This is a genomic window from Williamsia sp. z71 (genome assembly GCF_059553375.1).
Genome location: NZ_JCANWX010000001.1, coordinates 344438 through 371306, shown reverse-complemented (window position 1 = coordinate 371306; position 26869 = coordinate 344438). Strand labels below are relative to the sequence as shown.

The window sequence follows — 26869 nt, the reverse complement described above, 5'->3', positions numbered from 1 at the left end:
TCGCCAAGGCCAAGCGCAGACAAACAGTCGCAAACCACAGTCGTAAACCACGTCAACACCGAAACGGACCGAAGGTCCCGCAACGACGGTCCGGGGTCAGTGCGCCGAGTAGGCAGCCAGTTCACGGCGGGTGTGCTCCCCGAGCAGACCCGGAGTGGCGTTGCCGGACAGAGCCCGCTGACCACCGGCGACGAAACGGGCGCCGACGATACCTCGCGCCTGCAGATGCCAGGTCAACATCTCCGCGTCGTGGCCGTCCGCACCGACCAGGACCCAGCGCTGATCGGTCGTGGCACTCGACAAAGACGCAGCCGAACCGGGGGTCAGGCGGTCGAGGACGTTCTCGGCGGGAACAGCCAACGCACCCAGAAGGATTCCGTCAGCGTCGCGGACCCGCTGGCTCCGGATGTCGACGGCGATCGCGCCGGACTGCAGGGCGGGCCCGAACTGATCGGCCGAGATGGACAGTGGCGCCGCCGCCGGAGCGGACACGGGAGCAGCGAGAGCAGAGATGGGTGCGGTGAGCACAGACATGATGGGAGCTTTCGAAAGTGATCGGCGACGAGGGCGCCGGAATCGGATGTAGGGGTCATCGAGAGGCGTCAGCCCCGACAACACTCCTGACAGCTCCGGTTCATCACGGACGAGATTCTGCCATATCGATTCGGCTCGCACCAGTGGGGCCGATCACAGCACGGGTCCAGGGGGGTCAGCGATCTGACCGGGACCTGCTGCGGCTCTCCCGTTGCCGCTCGTAGACCAGCCGCAAACCGTCCAACGTCAGCGTCCGCTCATGATGCTGCAAGGTCTCGCACTCGTCGAACACCAGCGGCGCGAGATATCCGGTGGCGACCACCGCCACATCGTCGGCGGGGCCGAATCCGCGGATCTCCCGCCGCACCCGCGTCACCAATCCGTCGACCTGGCCCGCGAATCCGTAGAGGATCCCCGACTGCAACGCCTCGATGGTGTTCTTGCCGACCACACTGCGTGGCGGCAACAACTCCACCTTGCGCAGCGTCACCGTCGCGGTGGCCAGCGCCTCCACCGCCAGGTCGATGCCGGGCGCGATGGCGCCACCGAGGAACTCACCCTTCGCCGAGACCACATCGACCAGCGTCGTCGTCCCGAAATCGACGACGATGCAGGCCCGCCCGTAGGCCGTGTAGGCCGCGAGCGCATTGGCAACCCGGTCGGTACCGACCTCTTTGGGATTGTCGACCAACAGTGGAACCCCGGTCCGCACACCGGGTTCGAGCAGGACATGGGGCCCGGCGCCGTAGTATTTCCCGACCATCACTCGCATCTCACGCAGCAACGACGGCACCGTGGACAGCCCGACCACCGCCGTGACCTGATCAACGTCGGCCCCCAGCAGACCCCGCAGGTTCAACGCGAGTTCGTCCGCCGTCATCCGCGGCTCGGTCCGCATCCGCCAGTCCCGGATCAGCCGGGCGTGGTCGCCCCGCCCGGAGTAGACACCCAGGTGGATGTTGGTGTTACCGACGTCCAGGGCGAGCAGCATGATCAGGCTGTAGCGGAAGACAACGGGGTGGAAGACAATTCGCGCGGATCCAGGAGGCCACTACCCTCCGGGGCATGTGCCGGGTCGGCACCGAGCTCGAGGATCTTGTTCTGCTCGTCCACGAAAACCACCCGCGGGCTGTACTCGAGCAGTTCACGCTCGTCGAGGCCGCCGTAGGCGATCAGGATGACCAGATCGCCCGGATGCACGAGATGGGCTGCGGCACCGTTGATACCGAGCACACCCGAACCCCGCTCACCGGCAATCGTGTAGGTCTCCAGGCGTGCGCCGTTGGTGATGTCGACGATCGAGACCTTTTCGCCTTCGAGCAACCCCGCAGCGTCGAGGAGATCCTGGTCCACAGTCACCGAACCGACGTAATGGAGATCCGCCTGCGTCACGGTGGCGCGGTGGATCTTCGACGTCATCATCGTACGAATCATGGTGTGTTCTCTCCTCTTTCGACGAATCCCGTACCTATCGCGACACCCACGTTGTCGATCAGCCGAGTGCTGCCGATCCGGGCCGCGATCAAAAGCCTGCCGTCACCCTTGTCCGGGGGTGCTTCCAAACCCGGACCACGCACCTCGAGGTAGTCGACCTCGATCTCCGGGTGCAGTGCCAGCACCTGCCGAGCGGTGTCCAGGATCGCCGGCACACCACCCGCGGCCGCATAGGCACCGGCGACCAGCGCCGCCGACAGGGTCGTTGCCAGCTCCCGCTGTGCCGGATCGAGGTACCGGTTCCGCGACGACATCGCCAGCCCGTCGGATTCCCGCACCGTCGGTACCCCGACGATCCGGATGTCGAGATCGAGGTCGCGGACCATCTGCCGGATCAACGTCAGCTGCTGGTAGTCCTTCTCACCGAAATACGCCTCCATCGGCGCCGCGATGTTGAGCAGCTTGAGCACCACCGTCAGCATCCCGGCGAAGTGCGTCGGCCGCGACGCGCCTTCGAGTTCGGCACCGAGCGGTCCCGGGTGCACTGTCGTCCGGGGCCCGTTCGGGTACATGTCCGACACCCGGGGCGCGAAGACCAGCTCGACCCCGGCAGCACGCAACAGATCGCAGTCCGCCTCGAAGGTCCGCGGGTAGGCATCGAGGTCCTCGTCGGCCGAGAATTGCAACGGATTGACGAAGATCGACGTGATCACCACGGCATCACCCTTGGCCTTCGCGGCCCGGATGAGTTCCAGATGTCCGGCGTGCAGCGCACCCATCGTCGGGACCAGCACCACGCGTTTTCCGGTCGAGCGCAACGCCCGGCTGATCTTGTTCAGCATCGCCGGATCACGATGGACCGTCAATTTACCTGCCGTATAGGGCTTTTCAGACGTCAAGTCAGTACTCGGCATCAGCGCTCACCTCCGAGGAGCTCGATCAGATCAGGGGGCGGATCGGTGTACGCGGCGGCGCGGCGGGCCAGTGCCCGATAGCCGTCGGCGATGGCCGGGTCCGCTGCGGTCAGTGCGTCGAGATGCCGCGCCACCGCCGCGGTGTCGCCGCGCATCACCGGGCCGGTCAGTGCCGCCGGTCCGATGTGCAGGGCATTGTCGAGGGCGGCGGTCAACAACGGGCCGAGGAGTCTTTCGGGCCGCACGTCCTGCCCGTCGAGGACCTTGCGGAGTGCCGCCGCCGCGTCGCAGACCAGCGCCACCAGATGATTGGCCCCGTGCGCCAGGGCCGCGTGATAGAGCGTGCGGTCGGCCTCGCTGACGTGGACCGGCTCCCCGCCCATCTCGAGCACCAGGGACTGTCCGATGGCCAGGCCGATCTCGTCGGCGGCGGTGACCCCGAAGCAGCAGTCACTGAGGCGGTCGGTGTCTTCTCCGGTGCCGATGAACGTCATCGCAGGATGCAGGGCCAGCGGCAGAGCGCCGGCGTCGGTGAGGGGGTCGAGGATGCGGACGCCCTGCGCCCCGGCGGTGTGGGCGACGATCGTGCCCGGCCGAACCGCACCCGAGGCGGCCAGGTCTGCGATCACCAGCGGAAGTTGATCGTCGGGTACCGCCAGGATCAGCAGTTCACACCGCGCGGCAACTTCTCGCGGGGCCAGGATCTCGGATTCGGGGAGGCGCTCGGCGGCTCGACGTCGCGATTGCGGCGACGACGCTGCGACCGCGCCGACCACGTGCTCGGCGCGTTCGAGCGCCTCACCGATGGCTGTGCCCACACGGCCCGCCGACACGATGCCCACCGTCAGGCGGGCAGGCGCGGGCCAGTTGGTAATCCCGGTCGAGGTCACCGATGTCCTCCATCATTCGTTCCAGTCCCACCGATCCCGCTCGACCTGTGTGAATCACGGTCGGACGAGTCGGATCCGGGTACCAGACGTCTCGCAGCGAGGATAGATCCCGCAGCGTCCAAACCGCCAACCGCTGTGATCGGCCTCACCGAATCCGGTGGTGGGCAGACCGGGATGCGGCCGGCGCACAGCGCGTCAGATCATCGATCGATCGGACTCAGTCACGGCGGCGACGGCGCCCCGCGCTGGGAGAAGAACCCGCAAAGCCTTGCAGCAGTTCCGACACCGAACGGCCGGATTCATGAGCCCCCGAGTGATCGGATGCCTCTTCGCCCTCGGCCAGCAGCGCATCGGGGATACCGCCCTCGGGAGATTCGGCGACCTCCCATTCGTCGGTCGGGTTGTCGTCGACGAAGCCTTTGGGTTCCGCAGCGTCCTCGGTGGGCTCGTCGGCACGACGGCGGGAACCACCTTTGTGTCGGCCGGCGCCGCGGGGATCGGACTCGGAGGCAGGTGCAGCAGTGCTGTCCTCGACCGGTTCTTCGACGACCTCGGCGACGAGTTCGGATTCTTCGACCTCCACCTCGACCTCGGCCGGTTCAGGCGCGGCCGGCTCGGGATCGGTGGGCTCGGGATCGGTGGGCAGTGGCTCCTCGGCGGCGATCACCGGAAAGACCTCGGTCATGTCGTCCCGCGGTGACTCATCGGCCGGCGGTGCCGTGGAAGCGAAGTCCTGTTCGGCAACCGCGCCGTCATCGACGAGGCCGCTCGGGTACTCGGCGAATCCGGCCGCGTACGCGGCGTCGGGGCGATTGAGCCAGCCGGATCCGTTCTCCAGCTCGGGCAGTTTCTCCCGGAACAGCGCAATGCGATCTTCCGGCAGTTCCCCGAGGAGCTGCTCCAAACTCTCCCGAAGCCCCTGCAGCTCGGTCTTGAGCGCGGCGAGTTCGGTACCCGCTTCGGCGCTGACCTCGCGACGCACCTGGGTCTCGACACCGAGTTCGTACTGACGGCGGGCGGTGATCTCGCGCTCGAGCTGCAATTCGTAGACCAGCCGCAGATCCCGGGCCTTGGCGTCTGCCGAATCAGCGGCGCGACGATACTTGGTCACCAGGATGGCGCCGATGACCGCGGCCCACAGCGCGGTGATGACGGCCAGCGAACCCGCCACACTCATCTCCGAGGTGACGATCATGAACACGCTCGAACCGAGCGCGAGTAGCAGCAAGGCGCCGAGCAGCCATTGGCCCGGACCACGACGAGTCCTTCTGGCGTCAGCCGAGCGGCCAGCGGAGGTGGTCATGGGGCAAACATACCGGGCAGCGGCGGTCGAATTCGCCATCTCACCCGGCAAGTCCTGTTATAGACGATCATGATGAACGTCACCGCGGATCAGGCCGGGAGGTCCTCGGACGGATCATCAGGCGCCCGACAGCAGTATTCGAGCCACAGCGCCGCGACCGCCAGCAGGATGCCACCGATCAACCCGACGATCGCACTCGGAAGATCCTCGCGAGCAGCGGTCAGCTCACCGAGCCGGGTCAGGAGATAGACGAGCGTCCCGGCCCACACCCCCGTCGCGATCGCACCGAGGATCGCCGACGCCTTGGCCAGTGCCAGGACCCGCGCCGCGGTGATCGGATGCAACTGGCCGTGGTGCGCCCCGACCTCGTGGTCCCGGACGCGCGAACGGACCACGAACGCGATCACCACCTCAAGTGCGGCAAGCAGATACAGCACCACCCCGGCAAGCAGCGGTAGCGGAGGCATCGACCCGTAACTGACGCGGACCAGTAGGAACACCACCACGGCGACCACGGCGGCCACCCCCGACAGATCGCGGACCTGGGTCGGCCCCATCTTGCCGTCATCGGGCTGTTGCCGCCGCGGATTCTGCCTGTTCATCTGCCCGTATCCGCCCCGTCGCGACCGGCGACGACAAGGTGCCGGTCGGTGCGGTGCACCCCGGACCGCTCGTCGTCCGGTAGTGCCGCAAGCAATTCGGTCACCGGCGTCGACCGGCCGGCCTCCCACAGGGTGGCCGACGGGTCGACGTCCAGCCACGGGATCAGTACGAATGCGCGCTGCGACGCCCGCGGGTGCGGCAGCGTCAGGACCGGATCATCGGAGATGACATCGTGGCCGTCGCTGGTCACCGAGACGACGTCGACGTCGAGAGTTCGTGGACCCCAATGCTGTTCCCGGACACGCTGGGCCTGCTGCTCGAGTTCCTGCCCGAGGGCCAGCCAATCGGCGGCCTCCCGGTTCGGATCGTCGACCACGACAACGGCATTGAGGAAGTCCTGTTGTTCCACACCACCCCAGGGGGCAGTCGAGTAGACCGCCGAGCTCGCCACCACCGCATCGCCGAGCCCATCGCAGACGGACTGCAGATGCGCCATCCGATCACCGATGTTGGATCCGATCGAGAGCACCGCACGACTCACCGCGTTCCCCCGCTCATTGCATGCCCTTGCGGGACCGCCTGGCCACCACCGCGACATCGTCGAACGTCAGCGGGATCGGCGCCGACGGTTTGTGGAGTGTGACCTCACACGCCGCGACCCGCTCGGTTTCGAGCATCACCGTGTCGGCGATCTCGGCGGCCACCGTCTCGATCAGATTGCGCGGGGTTCCGGCGATGATGTCGTGGGCGGTCTGGGCCAGTGCGCCGTAGTCGACCGTGTCGGCGAGATCATCGGTGGCCGCGGCGACCCGTGAGTCGACCCACAGGATCACGTCGACGATGAAGTCCTGTCCGTCGGTGCGCTCGTGGTCGAACACGCCATGGTTGCCCCGAACCTTCAACCCGCACAACTCGATTCGGTCAGCCATTGCGCTCCTTCGTATCGACTTCGTTGTTCACAGACGGATGACCGCCGGCGTTCCATGCCTTCGCAACGGCGATTGCATCACGGCTCGAGGCCACGTCGTGTACCCGAACGCCCCACGCGCCGTGGGCCGCGGCCAGCGCACTGAGTGCTGCAGTGGCGACCTCCCGGCCGGCCGGGGGCCTCGGGTTGCCGTCGGCGTCGGCCAGGAGCGTCCCGAGGAATCGCTTGCGGGAAGCCCCGATGAGCACCGGGAACCCCAACTGCGTCAGCTCGGGTAACCGCTGCAACAGCGCCCAGTTGTGTTCGCCGGTCTTCGCAAAGCCGAGTCCGGGGTCCAGGATCAGTGCACCGGGATCCACACCGGCCTTGACCGCGGCGTCGACCTGCTCGAGGAGTTCATCCCTGACCTCGGCCACCACATCGTCGTATCCGGCTGCTCTACCCGAATGCGCCCAGTCGGAGTCCGTCGGCCGCCAGTGCATCAGGATCCAGGGCGACCCCGATTCCGCAACGACCTTCGCCATCTCGGGATCGGCGCGCCCACCGGAGACATCGTTGATGATGCCCACACCGGCCGCCAACGCGGCTTCTGCGACCCGGGCCCGCATCGTGTCGACCGACGTGACGATTCCACGCGCCGACAGGCCTTCGATGACCGGCCGGATACGCGCGATCTCCACCTCTGGATCGACTCGCTGGGCGCCCGGACGGGTGGATTCACCACCGACATCGATGATGTCCGCGCCGTCGGCCACCAGAGCGACACCGTGCTCGATGGCCGCGTCCACGTCGAGATAGCGGCCACCATCCGAGAACGAATCGGCGGTCACATTGACCACGCCCATGATGACCGTGTTCACGACGCCCGAACCCTTCATGACGGCACTGTCTTGCAGCACTAGCTCTTTCGGGAAATCAGATCCAGTGCTTCTCCACGCGAGATCGCACTGGTCTTGAACTGCCCGCGGACCGCCGAGGTGGTCGTGGTGGCACCCGGCTTACGAATACCGCGCATCGCCATGCACAGGTGCTCGGCCTCGATCACGACGATCACTCCGCGCGGATCGAGCTTCCGGACGATCGCGTCGGCGATCTGCGTGGTGAGCCGCTCCTGGACCTGCGGCCGCCGGGCGTACAGGTCGACGACCCGGGCGAGCTTCGACAGGCCGGTGACCTGACCGCTGGCACCGGGAATGTAGCCGACATGCGCGACACCGTGGAACGAGACCAGGTGGTGTTCACAGGTCGAGTACATCGGGATGTCCTTGACCAGGACCAGTTCGTCATGACCGACATCGAATGTGGTCGCGAGGACCTCGTCGGGATCGGTGTGCAGGCCGCCGAACATCTCCTGGTAGGCGCGGGCCACCCGGGCCGGAGTCTCCTTCAGCCCGTCGCGTTCCGGGTCTTCGCCGACGGCGATGAGGAGTTCTCGAACAGCGCGCTCGGCACGCTCAGCATCAAAAGGGGCAATCGCGGTGCAGTCTTCGCGGTACGTCATTGTCCATTCTGTCCGGTTGAGGGCGGTTGGCCGTTCTGGCCATCATCGCCCTGGCCGCCACCGTTGTGCCTGCCGCCATGTCCGTCACCATTCTGATGTCCGTTTGCCGGGGGCTGTCCATACGGGTTCTGCGGTTGCGCATAAGGATTCCCTGGAGCCTGCGGGTAACCACCGTTGGGGTACCCGCCACCGGGTTGACCGTACGGTTGACCGCCGTACGGGACGCCACCACCGGCGGCATTCGAGGGGGGCCATCCGGGCGCCGACCAGCCGGCCGGAGCGCCGTAATCAGGACGGGTTCCCCCAGCGGTTGCACCCGGCTGCGGAGCCTGCTGCTGCGGATACTGCTGACCCGATGCGGGCTGCGCATGCGAACCGGTCTTGGTCAGCTCCGGCGTTTTCGGTGCCTCGGGCGGCCACGGCTCACCACGTTCCTTGGCCAGCTCACCCGGGGTCTTCACCGGGGGCTTGTCGCTGGGCGTGCGCTCACCGAAATCGTTGAACAGGGTGATGCGGGGACGCTTGACGACCTTGCCGAAGATCTTCTCGAGGTCCTTGCGGGTCAGCGTCTCGCGTTCGAGCAGTTGTGTCGCCAGTTCGTCGAGAGTGTCGCGGTACTCGGTGAGAATGGCCCAGGCCTCGGTGTGCGCAGCCTCGATCAGGCGACGAACCTCATCGTCGATCTCGCTGGCAACCTCGGGCGAGTAATCCGCGTGTGAGCCCATCGACCGGCCCAGGAACGGGTCGCCCTGTTCCTGGCCATAACGAACAGCTCCCAGACGGGCACTCATGCCGTATTCGGTCACCATCGCGCGGGCGATCTTCGTCGCCTGATCGATGTCGGACGACGCTCCGGTGGTCGGCTCGTGGAACACCAACTCCTCGGCAGCGCGCCCACCCATCGCCATCACCAGACGTGCGATCATCTCCGACCGCGTCATCAGGTCTTTGTCCTGCTCGGGCACGGCCAACGCGTGTCCGCCGGTACGACCGCGGGCCAGGATCGTCACCTTGTAGATCGGGTCGAGATCGGGCATCGCCCACGCCGCGAGCGTGTGCCCGCCCTCGTGGTACGCCACGATCTTCTTCTCGTGTTCGCTGATGATCCGGCTCTTGCGGCGAGGTCCGCCGATGACCCGATCCACGGACTCTTCGAGGAGTTCGGCAGTGATCGTGGTGCGGTTCTCCCGGGCGGCCAGCAACGCGGCCTCGTTGATGACGTTCGCCAGGTCGGCGCCGGACATACCGGGCGTGCGCTTGGCCAGACCGTCGAGGTCGGCGTCGGCGTCGATCGGCTTGCCCTGGGCGTGGACGTTCAGGATCGCCCGGCGACCGGCCATGTCCGGGTTGCCGACCGGGATCTGGCGGTCGAAGCGGCCCGGACGCAGCAGCGCCGGGTCGAGGATGTCGGGACGGTTGGTCGCCGCGATCAGGATGACGCCCGAACGCTCGCCGAATCCGTCCATCTCCACCAGCAACTGGTTGAGGGTCTGCTCCCGCTCATCGTGTCCACCGCCGAGGCCGGCACCACGCTGGCGGCCGACCGCGTCGATCTCGTCGACGAAGATGATGCAGGGACTGTTGTTCTTGGCCTGCTCGAACATGTCACGTACGCGAGAGGCACCGACACCGACGAACATCTCGACGAAGTCGGAACCGGAGATGGTGAAGAACGGGACACCGGCCTCGCCGGCAACCGCACGGGCGAGCAGCGTCTTACCGGTTCCGGGTGGGCCGTAGAGCAACACGCCCCTGGGGATCTTTGCGCCCAGGGCCTGGTAACGGGCCGGGTTCTGCAGGAAGTCCTTGATCTCGAACAGCTCTTCGACGGCCTCATCGGCGCCGGCGACATCCGCGAACGTGGTGGTCGGCATGTCTTTGCTGAGCTGCTTGGCCTTCGACTTCCCGAAGCCCATGACCCCGCCCTTGCCGCCACCCTGCATCCGGCTCATCACGAAGAAGAAGAGTCCGAACAGCAGGATCAGCGGCAAGATGAAGATCAGCATCTGCATCAGGAACGAGTCTTTGTTCACGTTCGTCTGATACGTCGCACCGGTGTCGTTGACGCGGTTGAAGATCTCTTCGGTCGCCTGCGCCGGGTACTTGGCCGAGATCTTCTTTTCACCGTCGGTCTGACTGGGATCCTTGATCGTCATCCGCAGCGTCTGCTCGCGGTCGTCGATCTGTACCTCGGTCACGTTCTTGGTGTTGAGCTGCGTCATCGCCACCGAGGTGTCGACAGACTTGTAGTCACGATTGTTGTCCCGTAGCAGGGTCCAACCCCAGATCGCGAGCACGATAACGGCCACGATCGCCAGATTGCGAAAGACAGTCTTACGGTTCATTGAGGTGTGTCAGCCGAGACCGAGAGCCAAGTCCATGGCTTTCGCTGTGATTTCGGCGCGTCCTTCCAGTCGGGATCTCTGAGTCATCAGGCTACCCGTCAACGATTCACCATGGTCAGCCGTTCCCTAGGAGCTGAAAACCAGACAGGTCCCCGACCGTGCCAACGCCGGAGCCGTCATGGTTCCGCCGGTTTGCCGATCAGAATCCGGGTGCGACCCTCTGCCAGGGACGGGTGGCCTCGATCTGGGCAGCCAGGCTCAGCAGGAGCGCTTCGGATCCGGGTCGGCCGGCGAAATGGACGGCCAACGGGGTCCGGCTCACCGGATGAACGCCGAACGGTACCGACATCGCCGGCCATCCGAGGAGATTGAAGAGCCCGTTGAACGGCGCATAACCGACGTTGGCCCACATGTTGGCGGCCCAACTCCTCGAACTCCATTGCTTCGCCGCCGGCGGTGAGGTCGCCAATGCCGGGGTCAGGAGCACGTCGGCCTTGTTGCGGTCGAGGTACGCCAGGACCTTCTTCTCCAGCTTGGCAACCGGCTTGTCGTCCACCAGATCGAAGCGGGTCACGGTCCGACCGAGTGAGGTGTGGACCTTGCTCCGCCGCTGCAGCCTTGCCAGATCCCCACCGGCCGCCTCGATGTCATCGGCGTCGGCGGCCGCCCCGGCGAGCCAGCGCATCAGCAGGGGCGCGGGATTCACGGGGTACGGCAGGTCGGCATGCGGAACCCGGTGACCGAGGTCGGCCAGCAGCGCACTACAGCTCTCCTGCGCCTGCGCCCAATGCTTGTCGGTCTTGCCGACGGCAAGCGGGAAGTTCTCTGCCACCGCGATCCCCAGCGACCGCGGCTCCGTCGACAGGGCGGCATTCGCCAGCTCCGGCCGGTCGGCCATCACCGAGAGCATGAGTGCAGCATCAGCGACCGTGGTGGCCAGTGGCCCGTTCTCGCTCATACCGAACCAGTCGTTGCCACCCAACTCCGACGGCACCACACCCCGACCCGGTTTGATGCCGAACAGCCCGCAGTCAGCAGCCGGGATCCGGATCGAGCCCAGACCGTCGTTGCCGTGTGCGATGTCGACCTGCCCGCTCGCGACCGCAGCCGCCGCTCCACCCGACGAACCGCCAGGGGTCCGGTCGGTATTCCATGGATTACGCGTAATGGTGGCCTGATTGTCCGTGGTCCCCCACAGGCACAATTCCGGAACTGCGGTGGTTCCGATGACAATGGCCCCGGCCGCCCGCAATCTGCGGACAACGGTGTGATTGCTCAGCTGCGGTGCGCGGCTGGTGGCCGCAGATCCGACCGTCATGATTTCGCCGGCGATCGGAATATTGTCCTTGATCGCCACCGGCACACCGGCCAGCGGTAATTCAGCGAGTTTTGGATGGGCGGTCAAAACCTCGGCTTCGGAAACAGCCCGCTCGGCGCGGACCGCCACAAAAGCACCGAGTTCCCGGTCGCGCTGCGCAATCCGGGCCAGCGCCTCGCGGGTGATCTCGACTGGGTCAAGCCGTCCCGCGCGTACTCCGGCGGCGGTCTGGACTGCAGTCATCGATCACCTTTTAGTCTGTGTAGACGGACGGATGCAAGCGGCCGACGTACGGCAGGTCGCGGTAACGCTCGGCATAGTCGAGACCGTATCCGACGACGAACTCGTTGGGGATCTCGAATCCCACATCGGCAACGTGGACATCAGCTCGGACCGCGTCCGGCTTGCGGAGAAGCGTGCACACCTCCAGCGACCGCGGGCGGCGGGTGCGGAGGTTCTTGATCAGCCAGGACAGGGTCAGACCCGAGTCGATGATGTCCTCGACGATCACGACGTCGCGGTCGTTGATGTCGCGGTCCAGGTCCTTGAGGATCCGCACCACGCCGGATGAGGACGTCGACGAGCCGTACGAACTCACCGCCATGAACTCGAGCTGCGAAGGGATCGGCAGCGCCCGGGCGAAGTCGGTCATGAACATGACCGCACCCTTGAGGACGCCGATCAGAACCAGGTCGTCGGGAGCGTCGCGGTATCGCGAGGCGACACTTTCGGCCAGTTCGATGGTCCGCTGCCGGATCTGCTCCTCCGTGACCACTACCGCTTCGATGTCATTGCCGTATGGATCACGCTGCGCCGTCACAAGGAACATCATGCCTCAAACGTCGTGACGACAATTGCAGGGGGCAACAACTCCCCAAAGCATCACGAAGTACACCGAACGGATGATTTCCGTCATCGCGAGTTTTTCCCAATCCCGGCTTTGTTTTACTGGTTGCGCGCGAGAACCGAACACCAAGATCCACGAGCCGTTTCGAAATACGGTTACGGGAGAGCGATCGGCGAAAGTCGGACACCTTTCGGTTGAATCGAAACTGGGCACGTGGCGAAATCAAACACTTTCGGGTGACGCTTCACACCCGCCCAAACCCAGGACGTAACCCCCATGAAACGCAGAAACGGATTCATCGCACTGATCGCAGCAGCCGTCACCGCCGCCGGCTTCCTGACCGCAATACCGGCAAACGCCGCACCGGCCACCGACATCAACTACCAGGCCGATGTCGTCGGGGGCGAGAAGATCGTCCTCTCGACCGACATCGGGTCACTGCGAACCAGTGACGGACAACTCGAGATCGTCGACCCCAGCGGGAACGTGGCCGCCACCGTTCCGCTCTTCTTCAACCTCGACAGCCGGCAGTTCCCGATCGCGGCGAACGTGGACGGACGCACAGCCACCCTCACCCCGGTTGTCGACCGGGGCGCCGCCACGCCGGCCGCCGCGCCCGCCACCAGGGAAGAACGCGACATGCAGGCGTTGGAGAAACTGGGCACCTACGTGTCGGTCTCCGTGGCGATCGGCGGACTGGTCGGCACCATCATCGGCGCCGGGATCGGTTGTGTGGCCGGACTGCCCGCCGTCGCAGTCGGTTGCCTTCCGGGTGCCGTCACCGGCGCCGGCATCGGCGGGGTCCTCGGCACCATCGCTGTCGGCGGGCCCACCCTGATCGGCGCTGCCGTCGAATACTTCACGACCGTCACCGCACCCTGGCCGCCCCCGGCGTAGCCATCTGAAGTCCTCAGCGTTCGCGGCGCTCGACCACAAGTCGGGCGCCGCGTCTGCTCACCTGGGTCCGGAACAGTGGCCTGCCCCCGATGGCCACCGCACCCTGACCTCGCCAGCGCATCACCAGCGCGTCGACGGCCTGCACGACGGTGTCGGTGGGTTCGGTGGCACCGTTGGCCAGCAGCCAGCGTCGGAGCAGGCGAAGCCGGATGGCCCCGGGCAGCACCGCGAGGTCGGCACAATCCACCTCATCCCCGTCGACGACTGCCGCATGGTCGTCGACCAGACCTTCGACCACGTCGATGTCGAGTTGCAACTGCTGCGCGGTCCGCGCCAACGCTTCGGCGACGCCGCCCTGCAGCACCTCTTCGAGCAAGGGCATCACCTCATGCCGCACCCGGACGCGGGTGAAACGGGCATCCCGGTTGTGCGGGTCCCGGTAGGGGGCCACGTCGAGTTCGGCGCAGGCATCCACGGTGGCCGCACGTCGTACGCCCAGAAGCGGTCGCCCGAACGGCGGCGCCCACGGCCGCATCCCGGCCACCGACCGGGCCCCCGATCCGCGCGCGAACCCGAGTAACACCGTTTCGGCCTGGTCGTCGAGTGTGTGACCGAGCAGGACCGGCCGAACGCCGCGGTGTGCCTCGAAGGCGGCGTACCGCGCGCGCCGGGCGGCAGCTTCCGGACCACCGGCACCGGCGACGTCCACCCCGACAACGACCGGCTGCGCACCCAGCGCCCGGGCCGTCGTCGCCGCCTCGCCGGCGACTTCGCCGGAACCGGCCTGCAACCGGTGGTCGACGATCAGTGCCCGCACATCGAGCCCCGCCAACACCGCGGCCGCGGTCAGCGCGGTCGAATCAGGACCTCCCGACAACCCCACACACACCTGCGGATCCGTCAGATACTCGTCGGCGAAAGCCTTTACCGCCCTGGTGATCTCGGAGACCGCCGGGGAGCTCACAAGACGCGATCGATCCACGCCCGAGGGGTGTCGATCTCGGCGGGCAACGGCATCGTCTCCGGCCCGGTCCAGATCGCGTTGAAACGGGTCATGCCGACCGTCTCGACCACTTCGTCCACGAATGCCTTGCCACGCGTGTACTGGGCGATCTTCGCGTCCATGCCCATCAGCGCGCGCAGCAGCCGCTGGACCGGGTTCTGCGGCCTGGCCCGACGCTTGTCGAAGGCGCTGCGAATGCGGTCGACGGTCGGCACCCTGGCCGGTCCGACCGCGTCCATCACGTGGTCGGCGTGGCCTTCGAGGAGCGTGCCGAGCATCATCATCCGGCTGAACGCTTCGTACTGTTCGGGGGACTGCAGGAGTTGCATCGCCCCGACGATTCCCTTTTCCCTCGGCAGCTCGCTGCGGAGCGCAGAACTGATCCGCGAGACCATCTCACCGGCGGACTCGGTGTCCTCGGCGGTGAGTGCCTCGACGTTCGACTGCATGTAGTCGCGCAGCCAGGGGTTCGCCGAGAACTGCACGCGGTGGGTTACCTCATGCAGGCAGACCCAGAGTCGGAAGTCGGCGGGCACGACGCGCAACCCACGTTCGACCGCGATGATGTTCGGGGTCACCAACATCAGCACACCATCGTGTCCGCTGACCGGGTCCGGGGTGAACGGGTCGTACTGACCGAGGATGGCGCTCGACATCACGGCCAGCAGTCCACCGGCCTGCATGCCCGCGATCCGTCCCGTCATCCCCGGTTTGTCGTCGGGTTCGGCGGGATCGAGCATCGCCGACATCGAGAGCGCCGCCGCCTCGATCCATTCGCCGCGATCGAGGACCCGCGCCGCGGGCACCGGAAGTCCGTCGGCCAACCCGGTGACCTCACGGACCGGCGCTTCGGACGCGACGGCCGAGGACGCCAGCTCACCGCGGGCCGCTTCGGCCGTGTATGCGGTGGTCAGAGGACCGGGCCGGGCGATCTTCTTGCCCACCGTCGCGGCGAGCTTCCAGTCGATACTCATCGGCAACCACAATCCCGCAGGGCGCCGGCGACGGCGTCGAGCGCGGGCCGCGCCTCGGCGGGCCCGGTGCCATTGGACATCAGAGCAAAACTGAGCACGCGACCTTCTTTCGTCTGCACTACTCCGGCCAACGCACTGGCGACGGTAAGTGTTCCGGTCTTCGCGCGGATCCATCCGGCGCCGTCGGCATTCTCGAGAACAAATCGCTCCGTCAAGGTGCCGGTGGCACCGGCCACCGGCAGCATGTCGAGCAGTGGCCGCAGTTTCGGCTGCGCAGTTCCGGCGCCGGCGCCGGTCACCTTGTCGAGCAACCCGGCCGAGATCCGGTTGTCCTCGGACAGCCCGCTGACGTCACCGAACTCGGTGCCGTTCATGTTGAAACCGTTGTCGCCGAGAACCTTTCGAACGGCTTCGATCCCGCCGGCCAACGTCGGCCGACCGCCGATGGCCTTGGAGATCTCGATGGACATGGTTTCGGCGAGCACGTTGTCGCTGGCGCGCATCATGTCGCCCAGCCGGGTGACCAGCGGCGCCGACGTCACGGTGGCGACCACGCTGCCAGCGGCCGGGGCGGTCGCCTGGACGACCGGGGTGTCCACACCGAGCGCTGCGGCCAGAGCCGACCCCGCGGCCAGAGCCGGGGTCGGTGTCCGCGGCGAGTCGATCTCCAGCGGATCGATTCGTCCGGAATCGGCGATGAGCGATTCGATCGGGGTGATGTTGCCGTCGGCGATGTCCACCGGGTCCCAGCTCGACGCCATCGTCGGGCCGGAGAAGGCACCGGTGTCGACCGCCACCGAGGTGACATCGATGCCGGCCTTCTCGATCTGGTCGGCGAGCGAGGCGATCCGCGGGGCGTCGGTGAAGAACGTCTCCTGCCCGTACGGTTGCACGGACAGAGTCGGATCGCCCGCGCCCACCAGGATCACCTGTCCGTCGGGTCCGGCGACCACCGTGGTGGAGATCCGCTGATCATGCGGCAACGCCAGCAGAGCGGCCGCGGCGGTGAGGATCTTGATCGTCGATGCCGGAACCATGGGACGGTTCGGGGTCTGCGACCAGAGCGTCTGTCCGGTGATCGCATCGGAGACCTCGCCCGACAACTCGCCCAGGCCCGGGTTCGCCAGCGCCTCCGTCAGCGCGGTGGCGATTCCGGACGCGGTGGGCAACGGTGCGTCGGGGGCCACGGGACTGATCTGTGGACTTAGCGTCACCGGTGAGGGTTGCGCGGAGGCACCCGCGGGCAGACTGTTGTGGTCCTCGTCCACCCGCAGTGCGATGACGAGCACGATTGCCGCAACGATGATCAGCACGATCACCGGAAGTAGCGTCCACAGGAGTCCCTTGCGGCGGGGCGAACTGCCTGGCACGAATTACCTCCGGTCGAAGTTCTTGCCGCGCGCGGCGGGCACAGGTCTCCACAGTATCGTTGAGTCGATTTGCTGACCGGCTACCGGAGAACACTTTGGGTAGGCAGAACTTACGAGGAGTACAACGTGGACTTCGACGTCACGATTGAGATCCCCAAGGGACAACGCAACAAGTACGAAGTGGACCACGAGTCGGGAAAGATCTATCTCGACCGGTACCTGTACACGTCGATGGGTTATCCCGCCGACTACGGATACATCGACAACACCCTCGGCGAAGACGGCGATCCGTTGGACGCCATGGTGTTGCTCCCCGAGTCCGTCTACCCCGGCGTGATCGTCCGCGCCCGCATCGTCGGCATGTTCCGCATGACCGATGAGGCCGGTGGCGACGACAAGCTGCTGGCAGTGCCCGCCGGAGATGTCCGCTGGGACCACGTCCAGGACATCGGCGACGTCGACGACTTCGAGCTCCAGGCGATCGCGCACTTCTTCGAGCACTACAAGGACCTCGAGCCCGGCAAAGACGTCCAGGCCGGCGGATGGACCGGTAAGGCCGACGCCGAGAAGGTCGCACAAGAGGCGATCGATCGTCTGGCCAAGCACCCGGACGAGGCGAACGAGCCCTCTCGCGGCTGATCGACCCCGAACACGAACAAGGGCCCGCCTCGCAGCAGCGATGTCGGGCCCTTCTCGGTGGGGGGGTCAGGACCGGGCGCGGTCCGCGGGTGTCTCGTTGGCCTCTATGAGGCTGCGTTCTGCGGAGCTGACGTAGCGGCCGAGCAACTCGGTCAAGGTCTCGACGTCATCGTCATCCCAATCGGCCAGCATCGTCTCGAGTTCTTCGGCCCGGCGGTTGCGGAAATCGGCGACCCGCTGCGCACCGGACTCGGTGACCACGAGGATCGTGGCCCGGCCGTCGCGCGGATCGGCCTCACGCCGGACATAGCCCAGCTTGACCAGTTGAGCGACGTGCCTGCTGATGGTCGACGGGTCGCTGAACAGCGCCTCGGCCAACTCACCCGAGCGTGCCGGCGCCCGATTCAGCCGAAAAAGGCAGTGATAGGCCGCTGACTCGACAGCATCGTCCGCGGTTCGCCACCGCGTCGCCGACAACCGGTCACGCACCCGCAGGTGCCTCGCGAGGACCTCCATGAGATCCGCAATCTGAGCGTCGCGCGACGCTGTCTCCTTCAACATGGTCCTTCTCATGGTTCAACGAGTTTCGACTTGCAACTAGTTGTTGGCAGAAAGTATGGCCCGCGTCACGGAGCTTTCGCAAGAACCGGGCGTCGCCGGCGCGACAAGTCGCACCCGCTGGGCGGTGCCACTAGCCTGATGAGTCGTGACTCCATCCCCGCCGAACTCGCGCCCCCACTTCACCTCGATGCCAGATCTGGCTCTACGCGCTCTCGGCGGCGCGGTCCTCTGGACCAACGACGCCCTCTTCGCCGAGGCCGAGAATCTCATCAAGACGTCTGCCGCCGAATATCAACCGGCGACCTTCGGGCACAAGGGTCAGGTCTATGACGGCTGGGAAACCCGGCGCCGGCGCGAAGCGGGTGTGGACCAGGCCATCGTGCGACTCGGTGTCCCCGGCATCATCTACGGCGTCGTGGTCGACACATCCTGGTTCGTCGGCAACTACCCCCCCTGCATTTCAGTGGAAGCTGCTGCGGTCGAAGGCATTCCGACCATTTCGGAGCTGCTCGAGAACACCAAGTGGCAGACGATCGTCGATCGCGTCGAGGTCAACGGCGATACACAGAATCCGTTCCGGGTGGACTCCAAGGAGCGGTTCACCCATGTGCGGCTCACAATCCATCCGGACGGTGGCGTGGCCCGATTCCGGGTGCACGGCCGTGGCGTCCCCGACCCGAAGTTCTTGTCCTACGGACACTTCGACCTCGCCGCCCTCGAGAACGGCGGCATGATCACCGCCTGCTCCAACATGTTCTACGGTTCCCCGAACAACCTCCTGATGCCCGGCCGGGCCCGCACGATGGGAGAAGGCTGGGAGACCTCACGGCGGCGCGACGACGGAAACGACTGGGTCCAGGTCAAATTGGCCGGTGAGTCGACGATCGGCCTGGCCGAACTCGACACCAGCTACTTCTTGGGAAATGCACCGGGCTCGGCGATGATTCGTGGCCGCGACGGCGAAAACGGTGAGTGGTTCGAGGTTCTGGGCCGATCCGCCCTGCAACCCGACACCCGACACCGGTTCCTGATCGAGGCAGACCGGCCGATGACCGAGGCCCGCCTCGACATCTTCCCGGACGGCGGCATGGCACGACTGCGGTTGTACGGCTCGCTGACCGAAGACGCTCGCGCACGGATCATCGATCGCTGGGAAAACGGCGAGAGCTGATCGGCGGATCGGTCCGCATCACGCCTGCGATCAGGCGTGGTGTGGGGCGTCAGGCCGCGGTGGCCCGTTCGAGCAGTCCGGGCAGCACGCGGTCGGCGATGAGCTGGGCCGAACCGGGCCGATCACCCGTCCGCCCCAGGTCGAGAGGCCGCAGGATGACCGCATCGGCGACCTCGGCGGTATAGATGTCGACGATCAGCGTCAGCAATCCGTTGGCGGTGCCGACATAGCGGACGGTGTCGCCGAACCTCGACTCCCCCAGCCGCAGAAGCTCTGCCCGCGCGGTGGCCGCGTCCTCGGCGATCACCACGTCGATCTCCAACGCCACCACCAGGTCCGCGGGATCCTCGCCCAGTTCCTGCCAGCCGGCACGCAGTGCGGCTCGCTCCTTGATGCCGCCCCGCAATTCCGGCTGGCGGATCCGGCGGACCGCCGAACCCCGGGCCTCGGACGGGCCAGGCCTGCTCCAGGCGAGCTGGTGGTTGTCGCCCTCGATGGCGACCAGCAGTTCGGGGCGGGTGCGTACGGTGGTGACGCGATCTGCTTCGGTCATGATTTCTCCTGCTCAAGAGTGCTGTCCACGAGTGAGTTCAGTTGCCGGGCAAGCTCATCGACGCCGGTGTGGGCGTCCCATCGGATGACGGCGGGCTCAGGGTGTCCGGCCACGGCCAGTGAGGCGATTCCCACGCGGTCACCGGCATCGGGCCACAGCTGCAGTCGGCGGATCCCGGGATGCCGGGCGGCTTCGGCGTCAAGCCACTCGGACAGTGCCTGCTCGTGGAGACCGGCGCTCTCGTAACCGAGGTCGGCCAGCGCCCGGGCCGGGGACCGGTCAGTGCCGACGTTGCCGTCGACGGTGTGGATATCGGCGTCGGCACAGTCGGCGAGCCAGTCGCCGCGGCCCACAACCACCGCCGGACCGGCGACGGACCGGCCGGACAACACGAGGTAGTCGATCCCGTGGCTGGTCAGGTTCACCGCCCGCCGGGACACGAGCTCACTGCCATCGACCAGCAGTCGCGCGCCGCGTCGGTGTGCGATCGCCGCCAGCGCGGGCAGCGGCACCACTTCGCCGGTGGCCTCGGCGACGGCCGGAACGATCAGGAGTGCGGCGCTACGGCGTTCGAGCTCGCTGTCCACCGCGGCCAGGGTGGTCACCAGATCGACCTGCGCCGGCACCACCCGGTGGTCACCATCGGGGTGGGGTTCGTGAGGGCGGCGGTCAGATCAAGTGTGACGACGCCACCGGGCGCGACACCGGCGACCAGCGCAACGGCCTCGGCGAGTTCGGAGGCGAACAGGACCCGATCGGTCGGGCGGGCCTTCACAAACCGGGCGATCTCGTCCTTCAAATCGTTCGTGGAGGAGTTCGTCACCCACAGTCCCTTCAGATCCGGACTCGGCCGGAGTCCGCGCTTGCCGCCGTCCGAACAGACAGCGGCCAGGTTGTCACCCGGAGCACCCCGCCGCGAATGGAGGGTTGCCGGCCAGCAAGCCGGGGCTTGTCGCTGACACTCGTCACCGATGACCACATTGCAGCGCCGTTGATTTCCCTGTCAAATATCGAACCTCTTTAACCCGGCGTGAATGTTATTCCGCGCTGGCCGCGGCCTTTTGTGACCTGCGCCGATGCTGCCACCAGCGAGCGGCGAAATAGAGAAGCATGAGCGCCCCGGCACCGAAAGCCAGGTAGAACATCACCGTCGCCCCGACGGTTTCACCGACCGCGTAGCCGATGATGCACACCACGGTCACCCAGACGACACCACCGGCGACGTTTGCCAGCACATACTGACGCGTCGGCATCTTGCTCATCCCCGCCACAAACGGGGTCACGGTGCGCACGTAGCCGATCCAGCGGGCTCCGATCACCGTGGCCACCCCACCATGGCGGATGAGTTCCTCGGCCTTCTGCCAGCGTTCTCGTCCGACCCATCCGCCGAAGCGGGTTTCGGTGATGCGGCCACCGGATCTGCGGCCGATGGAATAGCCGGTCCAATCGCCGAGCACCGCGGCAACGCACGCACCGACGATCAGCCAGACGATGTTGGTCTCGCCGAGGGCGGCCGCGACCCCACCGGCGAGCAGGACCGTCTCACCGGGCAGGACCAGACCGAGCAGGGCCGCCGCTTCTCCGTAGATGACGACGAACACCACGAGATACACCGCCCACGGCGGCGTCGACTGGATGATCGAGATGACCCAGTCGGCCAGCGAGTGAAAAATGCCCACCCTCCGATCCCCGGTGACGGCCGCAGGCGGCGTCGCCCAATTCTGCGTTACAGAGCCTGGTCGAGATCCTTCAGCAGATCGTCCACACCCTCAAGACCGACCGACAGCCGAACCAGCGAATCGGACAACCCGATCGCAGCCCGACCCTCGGGTCCCATCGCGCGGTGGGTGGTGGTCGCCGGATGCGTGATCAACGACTTCGAGTCCCCGAGGTTGTTCGAGATGTCCACGATCTGCAGACCGTCGAGCAATTCGAACGCCCGCGCCTTCCCGGATACCGAACCGGTGTCGGCCAGTTCGAAGGTCACCACGGTGCCACCGCCCGACATCTGCTTCTTCGCCAGATCATGCTGCGGATGTGATTGCAGGAACGGATATCGCACCCGCGCAACCCGCGAATCGGCTTCGAGGAACTCGGCGATGCGCAGCGCCGCGGCGGTCGAGTGATCCACCCGCAGCCGCATCGTCTCGAGTCCCTTGAGCAACGTCCAGGCGTTGAACGGGCTCAGCGCCGGACCGGTGTGCCGCATCAGGGTCTGCACCGGACCGTCGATGTATTCCTTGGACCCGAGTACGGCACCACCCATCACACGGCCCTGACCGTCGATGTGTTTGGTACCCGAATACACGATGACGTCGGCGCCGAGTTCCAGGCCACTCTGCAGGAGCGGGGTCGCAAAAACGTTGTCCAGCACGACCTGTGCACCGGCGGCGTGGGCGAGCTCGCAGACCCGCTCGACGTCGACCAGGGTCTGCATCGGGTTGGACGGGGTCTCGAAGAACACCGCGTCGGTCGGCTCGGAGAGCGCCTGTTCCCACTGCTCGAGGTCTTCGCCGTCGACAAAGACGGTTTCGACGCCCCAGCGGGGCAGGATCTCGTTGCAGACGACAAAGCACGAACCGAACAGGCTGCGTGCGGCGACCAGCCGGTCACCGGCCTTGAGCAGCGCACCGAGTGCCACGAAAACCGCGGCCATGCCGCTGGCGGTGGCGAAACATGCCTCGGCGCCCTCGAGCTGACGGAGTCGCTCCTGGAACATCGCCACTGTCGGGTTGCCGTAACGGGAGTAGACGAAGCGCTCGTCCTCGCCGGTGAAAGCCCGCTCGGCCGCGGCCGCGGACGAGTAGACATAGCCCGAGGTCAGGTACATGGCCTCGGAGGTCTCCTCGAAGCCGGACCGCATGAGGCCTCCGCGCACAGCGAGGGTCTCGGGCGAAAGTCCCTCGGGCAGATTGGCGTTCAACTCGTCCTCCATCGTGCGCAATGCATTGTCTGGTAGCCGGCGGCCGGAATCACGACTGCCGCCACGGGAGGCCGGTTGCCTTCCACCCGACCGCACCGCGATGTCCGTCCTGATCGGTCGCACCCTCGAAACCGTCGAGAATGTTGTACGCCTTGGCCACGCCGTCGGCGGTCGCGGCCTCGGCTGCACCGATCGAACGCTGTCCGGACCGGCAGAGGAACACGACCTGCTGATCGTCCGCAATACCGGCCTGGCGCAGCTGCGTCACGAAATCGGCGTTGCGGGCACCGTCGGGAAAGCTGACCCATTCGATGAAGATCGCCCTCTTGGAGACATCGGTCAGGTCCGGCACGCCCACGTAGCTCCACTCGGCCTGGGTCCGACAGTCCACGAGCACCGAGGTCGGATCCTCGCGCAGGAGGTTCCAGGCTTCTTGCGGGGTCAGATCACCTGCGTAGCTCATGAGCACACCTTCCAGTTACCGGCCTCTTTGACCAGAACAATAGGTGTGATCGTGGTTTCGCTCTTCTCTTCCCGGAACCAGTGCACATTCGCCGTTGCCCGGTCGCCGTTGACGACGGTCTCCGAGATGTTCTCGACCTCGATCTTGCCGTCGGCGTCCCGGGCTTCTTGGTATTCGGCCCTGAACTCGTCCTGGGTCGGGAAGTCCGCCGAGTCGAGTTCTGCGGTGCAGAAAACGGCACGGTAGCTCGTGTAGTTGATCGCGTTCTGCGCCGTGTAGTAATCGTTGATGGCGTGGGTCACCTTCGCCTGGTCCGTCAGCCGGTCCTCCGCCGGGCGAAGTACCTGCATGAGGACGATCGCACCGAGGACCACCACCATGATCACGACCGCAACCAGGAACGGCCAGATGGTCCGTCGCTCGTCGTCGAAAACTTCTGGTTCTGTCTCTTTGCCCCCACCTGACCGCTTGCGGTCGGGTGCGGAGTCGCTTCCTGCCATGGCCGCGAGCTTATCGCTCGTATTTGCCCGACCTGCCACCAGCGTGAGACGGTTAACAAGATTTTGGTCAGCCAACCCTTACTTGACTGACCCTGAAACCGACGTTTTTGGTTCCGGCCAGGTCCAGCGCCTACCGTGGGAGGGAAGTAGCCACCCCAGGTCCGCGTCGGTGACGGCCGCCTGAACTCTCCGCACGAGAAAGCAACTGCGACTCATGAGCGATCAGAACCGCCCGCTTCGCGTGGCCATCATCGGTGCCGGCCCCGCCGGTATCTATGCCGCCGACGCATTGATGAAGTCGGACTTCGCAAAAGACCACCCGGCGCCGGGACCAGAGGGAGCGGGCCGATTGTCAGGTGTCTCGATCGATCTGTTCGAGCGGATGCCGGCCCCGTTCGGGTTGATCCGGTACGGCGTGGCCCCGGACCATCCCCGGATCAAGGGAATCATCACCGCCCTGCACAAGGTCCTCGACAAGCCGCAGATCCGGTTGATCGGCAACGTCAACTTCGGCAGTGACATCGCGCTCGAAGACCTGCAGACCATGTACGACGCGGTGATCTTCTCCACCGGCGCCACCGACGACCGCGCGATGCAGATCCCGGGTATCGACCTGGACGGCTCCTACGGCGCCGCGCAGTTCGTCGCCTGGTACGACGGACACCCCGACTTCCCCCGCACCTGGCCGCTCGAGGCCGAAAAGGTCGCGGTCATCGGTGTGGGCAACGTGGCACTGGACGTGGCGCGGGTACTGGCCAAGACCGGCGATGAGTTGCTGCCCACCGAGATCCCGGCCAACGTCTACGAAGGTCTCAAGGCCAACAAGGCCGTCGAGGTCCACGTCTTCGGTCGCCGCGGCCCGGCCCAGGCCAAGTTCACCCCGCTCGAGCTCAAAGAACTCGATCATTCCCCGACCATCGATGTGATCGTCAACCCCGAAGACATCGACTACGACGAGGGCTCGACCATGGCCCGCCGATCGAGCAAGATCACCGACCAGGTCGCCACCATCATCGAGCAGTACGCGATCCGCGACCCCAAAGGCCGCCCGCACAAGCTGTTCCTGCACTTTTTCGAATCCCCCACCGAGATCCTGGGCGAAGACGGCAAAGTCGTCGGGCTGCGCACCGAACGCACCGAACTCGACGGCACCGGCAACGTCCGCGGCACCGGCAAGTACACCGACTGGGAACTCGGCGCGGTCTACCGGGCCGTCGGATATCTGTCGGACAACCTGCCCCAACTGCCGTTCGACGAGCAGGCCGGGGTCATCCCCAACGAGGCCGGCCGGATCTTCGATCAGGGTGAACACATGACCGGCATGTACACCACCGGCTGGATCAAACGCGGCCCCGTCGGCCTGATCGGGCACACCAAGGGCGACGCCAACGAGACCGTCGACTGCCTGCTCGATGACATGGCCGAGGGCAAACTCCTGCATCCGGCCGAGCCCGGCGAAGACGCCATCATCAAGTACCTCGACAACAAAAACGTCGCCTTCACCACCTGGGACGGCTGGTACCGCCTCGACGAGCACGAACGCGCCCTGGGTGCCGCCGAAGGCCGCGAACGCGTCAAGGTCGTCGAACGCGACGAAATGTTCGCCGCCTCCGAACCCCACAAGATCAACAAGGGCTGACGCCCGAAATAAAAAATTCGCGCCACTTACTCACGTCTGCGCCGGTTGCAACCGGCGCGAACGCAGGTAAGTGGCGCGAATTTTTTATTTGGAAGCCGATATGAGGGCATCCCTGACGAACTCGGCGTGCCGGCGATGGTCGGCGCCCGCGGGCGCGTAGTGGGCACCGAATCGCGCATCATCGACGTACATCTGGCCGAGTCCACGGATGTACTCGGCGGATACGGGCGCACCACTCGTCCGCAACCAGGCGATATGCCGGCGGGCGTTGGCCTGAGCGGGTTCATCGGACGGGTCGGCGCCGGCCTCGACGAGTGCGATCCAACGGGCGGCGATGGCGTCGTGTTCGGCAGCGAAGTCTTGGCGCTCATTGTCGCCCAGTGAACGGTACCAACGGTCCGATCGCCGGTAAGCGTCCGTGCCCCAACGCTTTTCGACCTCCTCGCGATGCACTGTGTGATCGAATCCGGCAAAGGCGTCTGTCGGCATGATGTCGAGTCCCTTCTCGAGTTGGCTGATGGTGTGGCCGACCGAGGAGATCTGCTGATCGATCTGATCGCGCCGCATACGCAATGCGGCCTGATGCTCGATCAGCGCTTCGAGCACCGACTGATCGCCACCGAGCACCTCGCGGATCCGGGTGAGCGGAAGTCCGAGCTCGCGCAACAGCAGAATCCGCTGCAGTCGAACGATCGCAGCGGAGTCGTAGAACCGCAGTCCGCCGGGCCCGATTCGTGACGGGCTCAACAAACCGATCTGTTCGTAGTGCCGCAGCGTGCGTGATGTGACACCGGAACTACGGGCGATGACGCCGATCGGGTGGTCCATGTCGACCTCCTTGGTCGAAGACCACACTGCCGGTTGACGCAACGTCAACCGCAAGCCCCAAACCTAAAATTCGCGCCACTTACTCACGTCTGCGCCGGTTGCAACCGGCGCGAACGCAAATAAGTGGCGCGAATTTGTGGCGGGCTAAGGGGTCGGCTTCGCCGAGGTGGTCGGCGCGACATCGTCGTCCGGCGTGTTGTCACGACGCTGGATGTTGGCCCAGAAGCCGATGTTGTTCTGCAACGGGTCGATGTCGCTGGAGATGGTGTAACCGGAGATCGAACTCGGGAAGCAGCCGAACCACTTGGTCTCGATGCGGAGCTTGTCACCCTTCTTGAGCTTCGGGGTGAACTTCTGGGCCCCGTTGAACTCCTGGAGGTTCACGTTGGGCCAATCGCGGCCGTGTGCGGTGACCTCCATCCAGCGGACCATGTACCAGGAGTTGACCCAGGGGTCACCCGGCTTGCCGAACGAGCAGAACACGCCGCCGGTCAGCTCGAGGTCGACCGGCCCGGCGGGGGCAGCCTGCGCAGCCCCGGTGGAGACAACACTTCCGGTGGCGATACCGACTGCTGCAGCTGCGGCGACGGCAGCGCGAATCAACTTCTGCTTCATCTTCACTCCTCTGGTGGCACCACGACGGTGGCATATGGGGATCAATCGGACGCTGACGCCTGAGCGTTAGCCAAGAAATCGCTGAGAGGCAAGTTATCCGGCCATCGTTACCGTTT

General features: G+C 65.9%; 31 protein-coding genes and 1 riboswitch. Of the genes, 4 read left to right on the top strand and 27 right to left on the bottom strand.

From position 1 onward, the window contains the following. Positions 1-96: 96 nt before the first annotated feature. The 14 genes from AC51GR_RS01610 to hpt form a co-directional block, all read right to left on the bottom strand. Positions 97-534, bottom strand: coding sequence for a hypothetical protein (locus tag AC51GR_RS01610; RefSeq protein WP_496322884.1), 438 nt, complete (start codon positions 532-534; stop codon positions 97-99). A 175-nt stretch (positions 535-709) separates the two neighbouring features. Further along, the gene (locus AC51GR_RS01605) at positions 710-1525 is read right to left on the bottom strand and encodes a type III pantothenate kinase (protein WP_496322883.1); all 816 of its coding nucleotides are present in this window, start codon (positions 1523-1525) and stop codon (positions 710-712) included. Positions 1526-1527: 2 nt separating this feature from the next. Continuing rightward, positions 1528-1968, bottom strand: coding sequence for an aspartate 1-decarboxylase (panD, locus tag AC51GR_RS01600; protein WP_496322882.1), 441 nt, complete (start codon positions 1966-1968; stop codon positions 1528-1530). After that, entirely contained in the window at positions 1965-2882 is a 918-nt protein-coding gene (gene panC, locus AC51GR_RS01595; protein ID WP_496322881.1) for a pantoate--beta-alanine ligase, read from the bottom strand. Before panC ends, panD begins: the two co-directional genes overlap by 4 nt. Continuing rightward, positions 2882-3772 carry a Rossmann-like and DUF2520 domain-containing protein gene (locus tag AC51GR_RS01590; protein WP_496322880.1) on the bottom strand — a complete coding sequence of 297 codons (891 nt, stop codon included), beginning with the start codon at positions 3770-3772 and terminating at the stop codon, positions 2882-2884. Before AC51GR_RS01590 ends, panC begins: the two co-directional genes overlap by 1 nt. Positions 3773-3989: 217 nt before the next feature. Beyond that, a complete protein-coding gene (locus AC51GR_RS01585) occupies positions 3990-5075 on the bottom strand; it encodes a DUF6779 domain-containing protein (RefSeq protein ID WP_496322879.1) in 1086 nt (361 codons plus the stop codon). Positions 5076-5164: 89 nt separating this feature from the next. Continuing rightward, complete coding sequence (locus tag AC51GR_RS01580; RefSeq protein WP_496322878.1) at positions 5165-5677, bottom strand: DUF3180 domain-containing protein; 513 nt, start codon at positions 5675-5677, stop codon at positions 5165-5167. After that, complete coding sequence (folK, locus tag AC51GR_RS01575) at positions 5674-6219, bottom strand: 2-amino-4-hydroxy-6-hydroxymethyldihydropteridine diphosphokinase (RefSeq protein WP_496322877.1); 546 nt, start codon at positions 6217-6219, stop codon at positions 5674-5676. Before folK ends, AC51GR_RS01580 begins: the two co-directional genes overlap by 4 nt. 13 nt (positions 6220-6232) lie before the next feature. Then, on the bottom strand, positions 6233-6607 hold the full coding sequence (gene folB / locus AC51GR_RS01570; protein ID WP_496322876.1) for a dihydroneopterin aldolase: 375 nt from the start codon (positions 6605-6607) through the stop codon (positions 6233-6235). Beyond that, positions 6600-7484: a dihydropteroate synthase gene (gene folP, locus AC51GR_RS01565; RefSeq protein WP_496322875.1), complete on the bottom strand. Its 885-nt coding sequence runs from the start codon at positions 7482-7484 to the stop codon at positions 6600-6602. Before folP ends, folB begins: the two co-directional genes overlap by 8 nt. Positions 7485-7504: 20 nt before the next feature. Then, on the bottom strand, positions 7505-8107 hold the full coding sequence (gene folE / locus AC51GR_RS01560) for a GTP cyclohydrolase I FolE (protein ID WP_495514517.1): 603 nt from the start codon (positions 8105-8107) through the stop codon (positions 7505-7507). Further along, complete coding sequence (ftsH, locus tag AC51GR_RS01555; RefSeq protein ID WP_496322874.1) at positions 8104-10452, bottom strand: ATP-dependent zinc metalloprotease FtsH; 2349 nt, start codon at positions 10450-10452, stop codon at positions 8104-8106. The genes folE and ftsH overlap by 4 nt, the downstream gene beginning before the upstream one ends. 199 nt (positions 10453-10651) lie before the next feature. After that, positions 10652-12013, bottom strand: a complete 1362-nt coding sequence (locus tag AC51GR_RS01550) for an amidase (protein WP_496322873.1) — start codon at positions 12011-12013, stop codon at positions 10652-10654. A gap of 10 nt (positions 12014-12023) precedes the next feature. Then, a complete protein-coding gene (hpt, locus tag AC51GR_RS01545) occupies positions 12024-12602 on the bottom strand; it encodes a hypoxanthine phosphoribosyltransferase (protein ID WP_496322872.1) in 579 nt (192 codons plus the stop codon). A 291-nt stretch (positions 12603-12893) separates the two neighbouring features. Between hpt and AC51GR_RS01540 the strand changes: the two genes are divergently transcribed. Further along, the gene (locus tag AC51GR_RS01540) at positions 12894-13514 is read left to right on the top strand and encodes a DUF8020 domain-containing protein (protein WP_496322871.1); all 621 of its coding nucleotides are present in this window, start codon (positions 12894-12896) and stop codon (positions 13512-13514) included. Between the two features lie 13 nt (positions 13515-13527). Here the strand turns inward: AC51GR_RS01540 and tilS are convergent, their stop codons facing one another. Genes tilS through dacB form a run of 3 tightly spaced genes read right to left on the bottom strand, consistent with a single transcriptional unit; the run spans position 13528 to position 16861 of the window. Further along, positions 13528-14478 (bottom strand): tRNA lysidine(34) synthetase TilS, encoded by a 951-nt coding sequence (tilS, locus tag AC51GR_RS01535; protein ID WP_496322870.1) that lies wholly within the window; start codon positions 14476-14478, stop codon positions 13528-13530. Further along, positions 14475-15491: a zinc-dependent metalloprotease gene (locus AC51GR_RS01530; RefSeq protein WP_496322869.1), complete on the bottom strand. Its 1017-nt coding sequence runs from the start codon at positions 15489-15491 to the stop codon at positions 14475-14477. Before AC51GR_RS01530 ends, tilS begins: the two co-directional genes overlap by 4 nt. Continuing rightward, positions 15488-16861 carry a D-alanyl-D-alanine carboxypeptidase/D-alanyl-D-alanine endopeptidase gene (gene dacB, locus AC51GR_RS01525; protein ID WP_496322868.1) on the bottom strand — a complete coding sequence of 458 codons (1374 nt, stop codon included), beginning with the start codon at positions 16859-16861 and terminating at the stop codon, positions 15488-15490. Before dacB ends, AC51GR_RS01530 begins: the two co-directional genes overlap by 4 nt. A gap of 126 nt (positions 16862-16987) precedes the next feature. Between dacB and AC51GR_RS01520 the strand changes: the two genes are divergently transcribed. Continuing rightward, complete coding sequence (locus AC51GR_RS01520; RefSeq protein ID WP_496322867.1) at positions 16988-17500, top strand: inorganic diphosphatase; 513 nt, start codon at positions 16988-16990, stop codon at positions 17498-17500. A 66-nt stretch (positions 17501-17566) separates the two neighbouring features. Here the strand turns inward: AC51GR_RS01520 and AC51GR_RS01515 are convergent, their stop codons facing one another. Continuing rightward, entirely contained in the window at positions 17567-18061 is a 495-nt protein-coding gene (locus AC51GR_RS01515) for a MarR family winged helix-turn-helix transcriptional regulator (protein ID WP_496322866.1), read from the bottom strand. 145 nt (positions 18062-18206) lie between these two features. On the opposite strand from AC51GR_RS01515, the gene alc reads away from it, so the two are divergent. Beyond that, positions 18207-19232, top strand: a complete 1026-nt coding sequence (gene alc, locus AC51GR_RS01510) for an allantoicase (RefSeq protein ID WP_496322865.1) — start codon at positions 18207-18209, stop codon at positions 19230-19232. 49 nt (positions 19233-19281) lie between these two features. Here the strand turns inward: alc and AC51GR_RS01505 are convergent, their stop codons facing one another. The 7 genes from AC51GR_RS01505 to AC51GR_RS01475 form a co-directional block, all read right to left on the bottom strand. Further along, complete coding sequence (locus tag AC51GR_RS01505; protein ID WP_496322864.1) at positions 19282-19785, bottom strand: hypothetical protein; 504 nt, start codon at positions 19783-19785, stop codon at positions 19282-19284. Beyond that, on the bottom strand, positions 19782-20414 hold the full coding sequence (locus tag AC51GR_RS01500; protein ID WP_496322863.1) for an aminotransferase class V-fold PLP-dependent enzyme: 633 nt from the start codon (positions 20412-20414) through the stop codon (positions 19782-19784). Before AC51GR_RS01500 ends, AC51GR_RS01505 begins: the two co-directional genes overlap by 4 nt. Then, positions 20387-20608: a hypothetical protein gene (locus AC51GR_RS01495; protein WP_496322862.1), complete on the bottom strand. Its 222-nt coding sequence runs from the start codon at positions 20606-20608 to the stop codon at positions 20387-20389. Before AC51GR_RS01495 ends, AC51GR_RS01500 begins: the two co-directional genes overlap by 28 nt. A gap of 31 nt (positions 20609-20639) precedes the next feature. Next, a riboswitch (SAM riboswitch) is annotated at positions 20640-20755 on the bottom strand. A 67-nt stretch (positions 20756-20822) separates the two neighbouring features. Then, positions 20823-21464, bottom strand: coding sequence for a DedA family protein (locus tag AC51GR_RS01490; RefSeq protein ID WP_496322861.1), 642 nt, complete (start codon positions 21462-21464; stop codon positions 20823-20825). A gap of 47 nt (positions 21465-21511) precedes the next feature. Next, positions 21512-22720: an O-succinylhomoserine sulfhydrylase gene (locus AC51GR_RS01485; RefSeq protein WP_496322860.1), complete on the bottom strand. Its 1209-nt coding sequence runs from the start codon at positions 22718-22720 to the stop codon at positions 21512-21514. Between the two features lie 37 nt (positions 22721-22757). Further along, positions 22758-23171 carry a rhodanese-like domain-containing protein gene (locus tag AC51GR_RS01480; protein ID WP_496322859.1) on the bottom strand — a complete coding sequence of 138 codons (414 nt, stop codon included), beginning with the start codon at positions 23169-23171 and terminating at the stop codon, positions 22758-22760. After that, the gene (locus AC51GR_RS01475; protein ID WP_496322858.1) at positions 23168-23671 is read right to left on the bottom strand and encodes an Rv0361 family membrane protein; all 504 of its coding nucleotides are present in this window, start codon (positions 23669-23671) and stop codon (positions 23168-23170) included. Before AC51GR_RS01475 ends, AC51GR_RS01480 begins: the two co-directional genes overlap by 4 nt. 214 nt (positions 23672-23885) lie before the next feature. Between AC51GR_RS01475 and AC51GR_RS01470 the strand changes: the two genes are divergently transcribed. Then, positions 23886-25310, top strand: a complete 1425-nt coding sequence (locus tag AC51GR_RS01470; protein WP_496322857.1) for an FAD-dependent oxidoreductase — start codon at positions 23886-23888, stop codon at positions 25308-25310. An 84-nt stretch (positions 25311-25394) separates the two neighbouring features. Here AC51GR_RS01470 and AC51GR_RS01465 read toward each other — a convergent pair whose 3' ends face one another. Both AC51GR_RS01465 and AC51GR_RS01460 read right to left on the bottom strand, forming a co-directional pair. After that, the gene (locus AC51GR_RS01465; protein WP_496322856.1) at positions 25395-26138 is read right to left on the bottom strand and encodes a MerR family transcriptional regulator; all 744 of its coding nucleotides are present in this window, start codon (positions 26136-26138) and stop codon (positions 25395-25397) included. Between the two features lie 144 nt (positions 26139-26282). Further along, a complete protein-coding gene (locus tag AC51GR_RS01460; RefSeq protein ID WP_496322855.1) occupies positions 26283-26753 on the bottom strand; it encodes a hypothetical protein in 471 nt (156 codons plus the stop codon). Positions 26754-26869: the final 116 nt, after the last annotated feature.